This is a genomic window from Vibrio sp. CK2-1, assembly GCF_021726515.1.
GTDB lineage: Bacteria > Pseudomonadota > Gammaproteobacteria > Enterobacterales > Vibrionaceae > Vibrio.
The window spans coordinates 472,831-485,632 of sequence record NZ_JAKKCJ010000002.1; the positions used below are offsets into that span (position 1 = coordinate 472,831).

A 12,802-nucleotide genomic window follows, 5' to 3' on the forward strand; every position below is an offset into this window, starting at 1 on the left:
CCATGAGTGAGATTTACTTGGGTGTCAATATTGACCACATCGCAACCGTCAGAAATGCCCGTGGCACTAAGTATCCCGATCCTGTGCATGCAGCAGAAATTGCTGAGCGTGCTGGAGCTGATGGCATTACGGTTCACCTACGTGAAGATCGTCGCCATATTAAAGATCGTGACGTGCGTATTTTAAGCGAAACCATTCAAACACGTATGAACCTTGAAATGGCGGTTACCGATGAAATGGTTGAAATCGCAATTCAAACTAAACCTGAATATGTATGTCTAGTACCAGAAAAACGCGAAGAGTTAACCACTGAAGGTGGTTTGGATGTTGCCGGCCAGTTAGACAAAGTTAAAGCGGCAACGCAAAAACTGACTCAAGCGGGCATTAAAGTGTCACTATTTATTGATGCTTCTCATGAACAAATTGATGCAGCTAAAGCGTGTGGCGCGCCTTATATCGAACTGCATACTGGTCATTATGCCGATGCTGAATCAGATGCCGAGCAACAAGCTGAGTTAAAGCGTATTGCCGCGGGCGCCACTTATGCGCACAGCATTGGCATCAAAGTAAATGCAGGCCATGGTTTGACGTATCATAATGTAGCGCCAATTGCCGCGTTACCTGAAATTTATGAATTGAATATCGGTCACTCAATCATTGGCCGCGCCTTGTTTGATGGTTTGGATAAAGCGGTTGCTGATATGAAAGCCATCATGCAGGAAGCGCGTCGTCGATAATGGCTATTGTTGGATTAGGCACTGATATTGCCGATATTGAACGTATTGAAAAAAGCTTGCAGCGTTCTGGGCAAGCTTTTGCTGAGCGTATTCTTCATCCGACTGAGCTGGCGATTTTTCATGGTTTAAAACAGCAAGGTCGTTACTTAGCAAAGCGCTTTGCTGCCAAAGAAGCAGCCTCTAAAGCACTCGGTACTGGCATTGCTTGTGGCGTGAGTTTTCAACACTTTGAAATTGCAAATGATGAATTGGGTAAACCGATTTTAACGCTACATGGCAAAGCAAAAGAAATCGCTCAAACGCAAGGCATTAGCCATATCCATTTATCGATTTCTGATGAAAAACGTTACGCTATGGCGACGGTGATTTTAGAGTCCTAATTGCTAATTTATCTAGTAGTCAATTTACCTAGTGCCAATTTGGCTAATAGCTATAGATTAAATAATAAAAACCGAGCTGTGCACTGTGAAGTGAGCTCGGTTTTTTATTGTTGGGTATTAATCTTTATCTAACAAGGTACTGCTTCGAATCTTCTTTTACTTTTTCCATTTCATCTTGCAGCTCAAATAACTCAGGCTCTATTTCAGCGAGATCTTGCTCTGCTCTTAATGCGGTTTCAATGGTTGCGCACAGGGTTTGTAGTTTAGGCACACCACTATAAGCACAGCTGCCATGTAGTTTATGGATGGTAGCCAGTAGTTGGTTTTGTTGTTCATTGGGCTCTATCAATGCTTTTTCTATCGATTCATCTACCTCAGGTAAAAACTCAATCAACATTTGTAGCATATCTTTGGCTAAGGCTTCTTTGTTGGCCGCTTGTTTTAAGGCGGTAGACCAATCAATACTAGACCCACCAATACCAGAAATAGTTGCCTGCTGACTAGTCGAGACGGCTGGGATGCTATCTAATTGGCTTTCCTTTAAATCCAGCTTTTCAATGGTGCCTTGCTCTGCATAAGGGTTCCAATGCACCAGTGCTTGATGCAGTACATGCTCTTCAATCGGTTTAGACAAGTAGTCATCCATGCCGGCTTGCAATAAACGCTCTCTTTCACCGTCAATTGCATGAGCGGTTACCGCTATCACTGGAGTTTGATGGTTGAACTCGGTCTTTTTGATATTTTGACAAGCAGTTACCCCATCCATATCTGGCATTTGGATATCCATCAATATCACATCAAACTTCTGTAATTGCGCTTGCTCAACCGCTTGTGAACCGCTGCTACAAGTGACAATATCTTCCACTTGTTCTTCAAGTAAGGCGCAGATTAACTTCAAGTTTGCTGGGTTATCATCGACCGCCATCACCTTAAGTGGTAAAGCTGCTGTTGGTGGTTGAGGTGCTGCCAGTAAAGTAGATTTAGCTTGGTTTGGCAGCATAAGTTGAATCAGCTTACGGCGCACGATGGGTTTAGCGATACATTGAATTGGGTAGAGCTTGATTAAGTTTTCAGCTAGCGCTAATTCGGTACTTGGTAGTCCAAGGATTAGTTGCGGCGATAAAGATAAGCCTTGCTGTATCATCGCAAATAACAGGCTTTGGTCGTGCTGGATATTTGCTGGCAAGTTGAGGAGTACAATATCAAAGCGCTCAGGGTTATCTGCTAATTGCGCTTGATAAGTAACCTTCATGCCAACGCGAGTTAATTGCTGCTCAATAATGGCCGCCGCTGGCATGTTAGGTTCAACTAGCAGAACCGATTTATCTTGTAGCGAAGAAGTATCAATCTGCGGTGCAATAGGCATATTTGTGGCTTGGAAAGTAACACTAAACCAGAATGTTGAACCTTGGTGTAAGCGACTGGTTAAGCTGATTTCACCACCCATCTGATTTACCAAGTTTTGAGTAATCACTAACCCTAGACCCGTACCACCATAACGGCGTGAAATGCTGGCATCAGCTTGACTGAATGCTTGGAATAATTGCGCTTGCTGACGTTCTGAAATACCAATGCCAGTGTCGCGCACCATGAATTGCACTTCGACATTTTTATCTTGGCTTGAGCGTAACTCAGCAACAATATCTATGTTGCCACGTTCAGTAAACTTGATCGCATTGCCCACTAGGTTAGTAAGTACTTGCTGAATGCGCAGTGGGTCGCCCACCATGCCTTGAGGAATGTTGGAATCAATATTTAAAGTGATTTCTAACCCTTTTTCATGGGCGCTGGTGGCTTGCAAACTGACCACTTCATCTAAGGTTTCTTGTAAATCGAAAGGAATGTTTTCGAGCAGTAATTTGCCGGCTTCCAATTTAGAGAAGTCTAAGATGTCATTGATGATAGACAGCAAGTTTTGTGCAGAACGCTCAATCGTTTGTAGGTAGTCAATTTGGTTCGCGGTGAGCTCAGTTTTAAGCATTTGTCTGGCAAAGCCAATCACACCATTTAGTGGAGTACGTAATTCATGCGACATATTGGCTAAGAATTCAGATTTAACTCTGGCCGCTTCTTGAGCGCGTTTCTTGGCAATATCAAGCTCAATGTTTTGAATTTCTAGCTGCTCTAGTGTTTCACGTAAATCTGAGGTGGCTTGGTCAATACTATGCTGCATTTCAACATGATATTCTGACAGTGACATGGCCATGGCGTTGATACCACTTTTTAAGGTATCGAGTTCACCATGCAGCTTGCCTTCAATTCGCACATCGAGATGACCACGGCGAATTCGGTCAACCACGCTTACCATGTGGGAAATCGGTAAGGTAACATCGCGCATGAGTCGATAAGCAAAAAATCCCGACAAGCCCATACCAAGTAGTAAAACAATTAAAGCGGCAAAGATTTCTTGATATTGCTGTAAGCGTAATGACGATAAATCGAGCTCCATTGCGATGTAGCCTAGAGCTTGATTGGGTGCAATCTCTTTACCACTTGGGCTGGTAAACTGACCTTCCGCCAAGATAGGTGAGCGTAAGATCATTAAATTTGGATTGGTTTTAGATTGAGTGATCGAGCTAAGCAGCGGGATCGGTTTGCTTTTATCAAAAGTGAGAGACTGAAAGTTTGGGTGAAAGTTAGAGGTTACGAATAGTTCGTGATGGGTATCAAACACCGCAATACTACGCACGATATCAGAGTGCTTACGATGGGCATAACTGATCAGCCGACGTACCGCCTCACGGCTTTGCTGAGTCATGCCATATTCACTAGCGATGGCTAAAGGCTCGATAATATCCGTACCAGACGTGATAAGCTGAGTCTCGAGATCGTTATAGCGATTTAAAGTGAAAAATGTGCTTAATAATAAGCCAATGATCAGCGTCGGTGCTAACGTTAATGTAATTACGCGGGCGCGCAAGCCATACCTTGTCATGATTCTTTAATTACAAGCCTGTCTGGATATGGGAAAATAGCAATAACTCTGATTATCGCCAATGTGCACTTAGCTTAATCAACTAGGCGCAGTTCGACAATCATTGTTATGAATAAACACGAATTAAGCCCGATAATATATTTACCTATAAAGGCATGATGACCTTTATATATTTATGGATACCTTGCACCAATGGTCAATTTCTACCAAGCCAAGAAAAATACAACCAATAATCAAAAACACCAAACAGTGACCATTGATAAGCTCGATCATCAAGGTGCCGGTATTGCGTATTACAATAATAAACCGATGTTTGTGGAAGGCGCACTGCCGCAAGAAAAAGTGCTGGTTCAACCGATTGAAGAGAAAAGCAAATATTCACGCGCAAAAATTATCAGCATACAGCAACCGAGTAGTCAGCGAGTTGAGCCTTTTTGTCCGCATTATCAAATTTGTGGTGGCTGCAATATGCAGCATTTGGATCATGATGATCAAATTACTCATAAGACCACATCACTGCATCATTTAATGGCAAAATTCGGCCAAGCTAATCTTGTGATGGCTGAGACTATCCGCTCCAAAAGCACTGGGTATCGACGTCGAGCACGCATTAGTATGCTGTTTGATAGTAAGCAGCAACAATTACAATTTGGCTTTAGACAAAAAGCCAGTAAGCAAATTGCAAACATCACGGATTGTCCGGTTTTAGAACCAGTATTAAACGAACTGCTGCCTGAAATAAAATCTATGCTGCAAGCCTTTGATAATCCAAGAGCGCTAGGGCATGTTGAAGTAGTGTTTGATGGGCAGCGTAAAGCCTTGCTATTGCGCCACACCGCGCCATTAACTGAACAAGAACAGCAAAGCTTATTGGAGTTTGCTCAGCAACATGAGGTGACAACCTACTTGTTAGGCAATAGTGGTGAACTAGACTGTTTGACGGGTGAGCCTCTGCAATGCATCGAGACAGGTAACAAAATTGATTTTCTGCCGACAGACTTTATTCAAGTGAACCAAGCAGTAAACCAAGCGATGGTTGCTCAGGCGATTTCATGGTTAGAGGTCACTAAAAATGATCGCATACTGGATTTATTCTGCGGTTTAGGTAATTTTAGTTTGGCGCTTGCTCAACAGGCTCAGTCGGTTGTCGGCGTTGAAGGTATTCAAGCCATGGTAGATAGAGCGAGATCCAACGCCCAAATCAATCAACTCGATAACCTAGAGTTCTATCAAGCTGATCTAGAGCAAGACTTCACCCAAACATCATGGGCTAAAAAGGCGTTCGATAAAGTGCTACTCGATCCTGCTCGAGCTGGAGCATCCGGCATTATCGATAAAATGTCTGAGCTCGGCGCTAAAACCGTGGTTTATGTTTCGTGTAACCCAGCGACATTAGCCAGAGATAGTCATAGTCTACAAAAGCAAGGTTATCAGCTGAAAAAGCTAGGTATGATCGATATGTTCCCGCATACCAGTCATTTAGAATCAATGGCGCTGTTTGAAAAAGTCGCCAAAGCAGACAAGAAGAATCTTAAGAATAAAAAGCCGACGAAACTGAAATTATTTTAATAGCTTTTTTAATAACTATGTTTAATAGCTATTTTTTATAAGTAAGGAAAAGGGGCTTTATGATTGAACGAAGAAAGCCTCTATTTGTCGGATATGCATCAGCATCACCTTTAAAGATTAGATAAACAGGATAGTGTAATGGTCGCAGTCAGAAGCGCGCATTTGAATAAGAACGAAGAGTTTGAACTGGAATCTTGGATTGCAAGTCTGCATCAAGACGGCAAGACCAGCAATAAATTGACCCAGGTCTATCAAGCGTGTGAAAGCTTACTAAAAGATCATCCTGAGCGTTCATTGCTGCTATGGCGTGGTCGCGAGATGATTGAAATTTTGATCACCTTGTCGATGGACCGACCGACTTTATTGGCCGCGCAGCTTTTTCCGATCGTCACCGCTGGATTATTTGAGCGTGAAGCCTTAGTTGAAAAGTATGGCAAAGAAATCGTAAAACTGATTGATGGCGTGGAAGAAATGGCCGCGATTGGTCAGTTAAATGTCAGTCTTGATGATTCAGAAGCCTCAGAGCAAGTGGATAACGTACGTCGCATGCTATTGGCGATGGTCGATGATTTTCGCTGCGTAGTCATCAAACTTGCTGAGCGTATTTGTAATTTACGTGAAGTGAAAAATGAGCCAGATGAAATTCGTCAGGCGGCGGCAAAAGAGTGTGCCAATATTTATGCCCCATTAGCCAACCGTTTAGGTATCGGTCAACTTAAGTGGGAAATTGAAGATTACGCTTTCCGTTATCAGCAATCTGACATCTATAAAAAAATTGCCAAACAGCTGTCTGAGCGTCGAATCGTCAGAGAGCAATATATTCATGACTTCGTGACCAACTTATCTAAAGACATGAATGCCGCCAATATTAATGCTGAGGTGAGTGGCAGGCCCAAACACATCTACAGTATTTGGCGCAAAATGCAGAAAAAGAATCTCGCATTTGATGAATTGTTCGACGTGCGAGCGGTAAGGATCATCGCAGACCAATTGCAAGATTGTTACGCCGCTCTAGGCATGGTGCATACCAAATATAAGCACCTACCTAGTGAGTTTGATGACTATGTTGCTAACCCAAAGCCCAATGGTTACCAATCGATTCATACCGTGGTGCTTGGCCCCGAAGGCAAAACCATTGAGATCCAAATTCGTACCAAGCAAATGCATGAAGATTCGGAGCTTGGGGTTGCTGCGCACTGGAAATACAAAGAAGGCAGCTCGGCTGGCCGTAGTGGTTACGATGAAAAGATCACCTGGCTACGTAAGCTGATCGATTGGCAAGAAGAGATGGCGGATTCTGGCGAAATGCTGGATGAACTACGCAGTCAAGTATTTGATGATCGCGTGTATGCCTTTACGCCACGCGGCGATGTGGTAGATCTACCTATGGGTGCCACGCCATTGGATTTTGCCTACCATATTCACTCTGAAGTCGGTCACCGTTGTATCGGTGCGAAAGTAGGCGGACGTATTGTCCCGTTTACTCATAAACTGGCGATGGGCGATCAAGTTGAAATCATTACTCAAAAAGAACCGAACCCATCTCGTGATTGGCTCAACCCTAATTTAGGATTTGTTCATTCAGGCCGTGCTCGCGCCAAAATTAACGCTTGGTTTAGAAAGCAAAGCCGCGAGAAAAACCTAGAAGCGGGTAAAGATATTCTTGAAGCGGAACTGCAAAAAATTGGCGCAACGTTAAAAGATGCCCAGCAGTACGCGTTAAAACGTTTTAACGTAAATTCCCCTGATGAGCTATATGCTGGAATAGGTAGCGGCGATTTACGTATTAACCAAGTCGTCAATCACATAAATGCCTTGGTGAACAAGCCAACCGCTGAAGAGGAAGATCAGCAAGCACTGGCCAAACTGCAAGAATCACAAGTATCTCAGCAAAGTCGTCCTCGTAAAGATGCAGTTGTGGTGCAAGGGGTTGATAACCTTATGAACCACTTGGCTCGCTGTTGTCAGCCGATCCCAGGTGATCACATTTGTGGTTATATCACTCAAGGTCGAGGCATTTCAGTGCACCGTACCGACTGTGAACAGCTTGAAGAACTAAGACATCATGCACCAGAGCGCATCATTGAAACCGTGTGGGGAAGTGGCTTTACTGGTCTGTACATTCTGACCATTCGCATTGAAGCTCTAGAGCGCGGTGGACTACTCAAAGATATCACCGCACTGTTTGCCAATGAAAAGCTGAAAGTCAGTAGTATGAATGGCCGTACTGATTACAAACGTCAGATAGCGATCATGGACTTTAATTTAGAAGTGCAGAATGTCGAAATCTTATCGCGGATTATCGCTAGGATTGAACAGCTCAAAGATGTATTAAGAGTGAAACGTCTGAAATAACCGAATCAGTGCCAATATCAACACCGCTTATATGCCCAATTTACTAGAGTATATAAGCGGTGTTTTGTTATCTGAATTCAGTATCTATTTAATCTCTATTGAGGTTATTTAAAAGAATATAAAAAGAGAAAGTTATGACATTACCAATTGAACAACTTAAATCCATCATGCAGCAGTTACGCGATCCTGAAAATGGTTGTCCTTGGGATAAAAAACAAACTTTTGATTCGATTGTGCCTCATACCATAGAAGAAACGTATGAAGTGGTGGATGCAATTCACAACCAAGATTGGAAAAACCTACAAGAAGAGTTAGGTGACTTGCTGTTTCAAGTGATTTTTTATAGCCAGATGGCCAGCGAGCAGCAACTATTTGATTTTGATGATGTGGTGAAAGGGGTAAACGAGAAGCTCATACGTCGCCATCCTCATGTGTTTGCTGATGAAAATATTGAGACAGAAGATGAGCTGAATGCGCGTTGGGAACAAGAAAAGCAAAACGAGAAATTACAGCAAGGCAAAGTAGAAGAAAGTATTCTAGACTCTATACCAAAAGCATTACCAGCGTTATCACGAGCCAATAAGTTACAGAAAAAGTGCGCTAAATACGGCTTTGATTGGGGCACATTAGGCCCAGTCGTAGACAAGGTTCATGAAGAAATTGATGAAGTCATGGAAGAAGCCTTACAGGTTGATAAAAATGAGCAGCGTATTGAAGAAGAACTGGGCGATTTGATGTTTGCGACGGTCAATTTAGTTAGGCATTTAGGCAAAGATCCTGAAGTGGCTTTGGCGAAAGCAAATCATAAATTCGAGCGTCGTTTTCGCGGAGTAGAGTCCATCATCTCTGGGCAAGGTAAAGCATTGACAGATTGTTCTTTGCAAGAGCTTGATATTCAGTGGGAAAATGTAAAATTGGCAGAAAAAAGAATATAGCGAATACTTTTGATGCTTATTGATTGTTTTATATAGATATTGTTTATCTGTAACACGTGGCTTTCCTTGCTGAGATAGCTAAATTGATTTGAAGCAAGAAATAAATTAATCGAGTGTGATAGATTTCACGTTGTAGCGGAAAAGGGGTTCTGGTATATTTTCATCCCGTCCAGAAGAAATCCATTTCCCTCATTCAACCAACTTCAGGTTAAGCATGACGACAAATTACATTTTTGTTACTGGTGGGGTCGTATCCTCTCTAGGTAAAGGTATTGCAGCAGCATCACTTGCAGCGATTTTAGAAGCTCGTGGTCTTAAAGTGACCATGATGAAACTAGACCCATACATCAACGTGGATCCAGGCACAATGAGCCCGATTCAGCATGGTGAAGTATTCGTTACTGAAGATGGCGCTGAAACCGATCTCGATCTTGGTCACTACGAACGTTTTATTCGTACCAAGATGAGCAAGCGTAATAACTTTACGGCGGGTCGTGTTTACGAAGATGTTCTACGTAAAGAGCGTCGTGGTGACTACCTAGGTGCAACCATTCAGGTTATTCCTCATATCACAAATTCAATCAAAGACCGCATCATTGCTGGCTCTGAAGGTCACGATATCGCGATCGTTGAAATTGGTGGTACGGTAGGTGATATCGAATCTCTACCATTTATGGAAGCCATTCGTCAGCTAGCGGTTGAAGTAGGTCGTGAGAATGCATTATTCATGCACTTAACTCTAGTTCCTTACCTTGCTGCGGCAGGTGAAGTGAAAACTAAGCCAACTCAGCACTCGGTAAAAGAATTACTTTCTATTGGTATTCAACCAGATATTTTAGTTTGTCGTAGTGATCGTATCATTCCGGCTAACGAACGTAAGAAAATTGCACTATTCTGTAATGTGCAAGAAAAAGCCGTGATCTCAATGAAAGATGTGGATTCTATCTATAAGATCCCACAACTGATTCGTGCGCAAGGCTTAGATGACCTAGTGTGTACTCGTTTTGGTATCAGCGCTCCTGAAGCTGACCTGACCGAGTGGGAACAAGTGATTTACGAAGAAGCAAACCCAACCGGTGAAGTGACTATCGGTATGGTTGGTAAATACACTGAATTACCAGATGCATACAAATCAGTTAACGAAGCATTAAAACACGCAGGTTTGAAAAATCGCCTAAGCGTTAACATTAAGTATATTGATTCTCAAGATCTTGAATCTAAAGGTGTTGAGCTACTTGAAGGCATCGATGCGATTCTAGTACCAGGTGGCTTTGGTGACCGTGGTGTTGAAGGTAAAATCCTTGCGGCTCAATATGCTCGTGAAAACAAAGTTCCTTACTTAGGTATTTGCCTAGGTATGCAAGTGGCACTGATTGAATATGCGCGTAATGTTGCGGGTATGGAAGGTGCACACTCAACTGAGTTTAACAAAGAAACGAAATTCCCAGTGGTTGGTTTAATCACTGAATGGGTAGACAAAGAAGGTAACGTTGAAGAACGTACTGAAGCATCAGATTTAGGCGGCACTATGCGTCTAGGTTCTCAGCTTTGTCACCTAGAAAAAGGCACGAAAGCGTACGAGTTGTACGGCAATGCTCAAATTCATGAGCGTCACCGTCACCGTTACGAAGTGAACAACAACTTGCGTCCTCAAATTGAGAAAGCAGGTCTGAAAGTGTCTGGTTTATCTGCGGATAAGAAATTAGTGGAAGTGATTGAAAACCCGAACCACCCTTGGTTTGTGGCAGCTCAGTTCCACCCAGAATTCACATCAACGCCTCGTGATGGTCACCCATTATTTGCAGGTTTTGTAAAAGCGGCTGGTCAAAACCAACGCGGTGAATTTGAATAATTGCCTTTGGCAACTAATCTAATTAGCAACAGTTCTGATTAGAAATAATTTGAAAGTAAGATGTAAAAGGGATACGGGTAGTGGCTTTAGTTGTGCGACTACCCATTAAATTGACATTTATATTTAAATTGAACGAGAGGAAACATCAATGTCTAAGATCGTTAAAGTTCTAGGTCGCGAAATCATCGATTCACGTGGTAACCCAACAGTAGAAGCTGAAGTACACCTAGAAGGTGGCTTTGTAGGTATGGCTGCTGCACCATCTGGCGCATCAACTGGTTCTCGTGAAGCTCTTGAATTACGTGACGGCGACAAATCACGTTTCCTAGGTAAAGGTGTTCTTAAAGCTATCGAAGCAGTAAACGGCGCAATCGCTACTGCTCTAGTTGGTAAAGACGCTAAAGACCAAGCTGCAATCGACCAAGTAATGATCGATTTAGACGGCACAGAAAACAAATCTAACTTCGGTGCTAACGCAATCCTTGCTGTTTCTCTAGCAAACGCAAAAGCTGCTGCAGCTGCTAAAGGTATGCCTTTGTTCGAGCACATCGCTGAACTAAACGGCACTCCAGGCGTATTCTCTATGCCTCTACCAATGATGAACATCATCAACGGTGGTGAGCACGCTGATAACAACGTTGATATCCAAGAATTCATGATTCAACCAGTTGGCGCGAAAACAATCAAAGAAGCTCTACGCATCGGCGCAGAAGTATTCCACAACCTAGCTAAAGTACTTAAAGCTAAAGGCCTAAGCACTGCAGTTGGTGATGAAGGTGGTTTCGCTCCTAACCTAGAATCAAACGCTGCTGCACTAGCTGCAATCAAAGAAGCCGTTGAGCAAGCTGGCTACGTTCTTGGTAAAGACGTAACTCTAGCGATGGACTGTGCTGCATCTGAGTTCTACGACAAAGAAGCTGGCAACTACAACATGAAAGGCGAAGGTAAAATCTTCACTTCTGAAGAGTTCAACCACTACCTAGCTGACCTAGCTAACCAGTACCCAATCGTTTCTATCGAAGACGGTCTTGACGAATCAGATTGGGATGGCTTCAAGCACCAAACTGAACTACTAGGTGACAAACTTCAACTAGTAGGTGATGACCTGTTCGTAACTAACACTAAGATCCTTGCTAAAGGTATCGAAATGGGTGTTGCTAACTCTATCCTTATCAAATTCAACCAAATCGGTTCTCTAACTGAGACTCTAGCTGCAATCAAGATGGCTAAAGATGCAGGTTACACAGCTGTAATCTCTCACCGTTCTGGCGAAACTGAAGATGCAACTATCGCTGACCTAGCGGTAGGTACTGCTGCAGGCCAAATCAAAACTGGTTCTATGAGCCGTTCTGACCGTGTTGCTAAGTACAACCAACTTATCCGTATCGAAGAAGCTCTAGGTTCTAAAGCTCCTTTCAACGGTCTTAAAGAAGTTAAAGGTCAATAATTCATCATTGAATTAGTTTGATTGATACTTTGAAATCCTCGCTTCGGCGGGGATTTTTTTGTTTACGGAAATGGAAAAGACAGAAACGTTACTCGGTACTCGGCCGTTTCACTTCTCGTGGCTCGAAGGTATCGCTTTGGCTTTTTCGAGAAACGAGCAGCGTAGCGCCCGAGATACGAACTACGGCTCTCATCTTCTTTCCAACTTTTCACCTGTATTATTATGCTTCAATTCTTCGAATGAGGTATCATTAGCGCAAGAATTTTATAGCGAGTAGATGATGCGGATATTTACTTTAGTACTGATTGCCATCTTGGCTACCCTGCAATATGACTTATTTTTTGGTAAGAACGGCGTTCTTGATTACCAAGCGGTTCATTCTGATATTGCAGTGCAGCAAGAGGTGAATAATAGTTTGAAAAAGCGCAATCACCTGATGTTTGCCGAAATTGATGATTTACGCCAAGGGCTCGATGCGATTGAAGAGCGTGCTCGCCATGAATTGGGCATGATCAAAAACGGTGAAACTTTTTATCGAATTATTGGTGATGACTCAGAAGCCAATACCACATTCAACTCTGATGATAATTAA

Annotated in this window: 9 protein-coding genes; 8 read left to right on the plus strand and 1 reads right to left on the minus strand. The window is 42.9% G+C overall.

From position 1 onward, the window contains the following. Positions 1–2 precede the first annotated feature (2 nt). Complete coding sequence (gene pdxJ, locus L3V25_RS07080; RefSeq protein ID WP_237294721.1) at positions 3–737, plus strand: pyridoxine 5'-phosphate synthase; 735 nt, start codon at positions 3–5, stop codon at positions 735–737. Then, the gene (acpS, locus tag L3V25_RS07085; RefSeq protein ID WP_237294722.1) at positions 737–1,117 is read left to right on the plus strand and encodes a holo-ACP synthase; all 381 of its coding nucleotides are present in this window, start codon (positions 737–739) and stop codon (positions 1,115–1,117) included. Before pdxJ ends, acpS begins: the two co-directional genes overlap by 1 nt. A 124-nt stretch (positions 1,118–1,241) precedes the next feature. On the opposite strand, the gene barA is transcribed toward acpS, so the two are convergent. Continuing rightward, positions 1,242–4,052: a two-component sensor histidine kinase BarA gene (barA, locus tag L3V25_RS07090; protein WP_237294723.1), complete on the minus strand. Its 2,811-nt coding sequence runs from the start codon at positions 4,050–4,052 to the stop codon at positions 1,242–1,244. A 192-nt stretch (positions 4,053–4,244) separates the two neighbouring features. On the opposite strand from barA, the gene rlmD reads away from it, so the two are divergent. The 6 genes from rlmD to ftsB all read left to right on the plus strand — a co-directional run bounded on the left by rlmD (position 4,245) and on the right by ftsB (position 12,802). Beyond that, positions 4,245–5,621, plus strand: a complete 1,377-nt coding sequence (gene rlmD / locus L3V25_RS07095) for a 23S rRNA (uracil(1939)-C(5))-methyltransferase RlmD (RefSeq protein WP_237294724.1) — start codon at positions 4,245–4,247, stop codon at positions 5,619–5,621. 138 nt (positions 5,622–5,759) lie between these two features. Continuing rightward, positions 5,760–7,976 (plus strand): GTP diphosphokinase, encoded by a 2,217-nt coding sequence (relA, locus tag L3V25_RS07100; protein ID WP_237294725.1) that lies wholly within the window; start codon positions 5,760–5,762, stop codon positions 7,974–7,976. A 134-nt stretch (positions 7,977–8,110) separates the two neighbouring features. Beyond that, positions 8,111–8,911, plus strand: a complete 801-nt coding sequence (mazG, locus tag L3V25_RS07105) for a nucleoside triphosphate pyrophosphohydrolase (RefSeq protein ID WP_237294726.1) — start codon at positions 8,111–8,113, stop codon at positions 8,909–8,911. 214 nt (positions 8,912–9,125) lie between these two features. Then, positions 9,126–10,763, plus strand: a complete 1,638-nt coding sequence (locus L3V25_RS07110) for a CTP synthase (RefSeq protein ID WP_237294727.1) — start codon at positions 9,126–9,128, stop codon at positions 10,761–10,763. A gap of 148 nt (positions 10,764–10,911) precedes the next feature. Next, positions 10,912–12,210, plus strand: a complete 1,299-nt coding sequence (gene eno, locus L3V25_RS07115; RefSeq protein ID WP_237294728.1) for a phosphopyruvate hydratase — start codon at positions 10,912–10,914, stop codon at positions 12,208–12,210. Positions 12,211–12,490: 280 nt separating this feature from the next. Continuing rightward, the gene (ftsB, locus tag L3V25_RS07120) at positions 12,491–12,802 is read left to right on the plus strand and encodes a cell division protein FtsB (RefSeq protein ID WP_027697642.1); all 312 of its coding nucleotides are present in this window, start codon (positions 12,491–12,493) and stop codon (positions 12,800–12,802) included.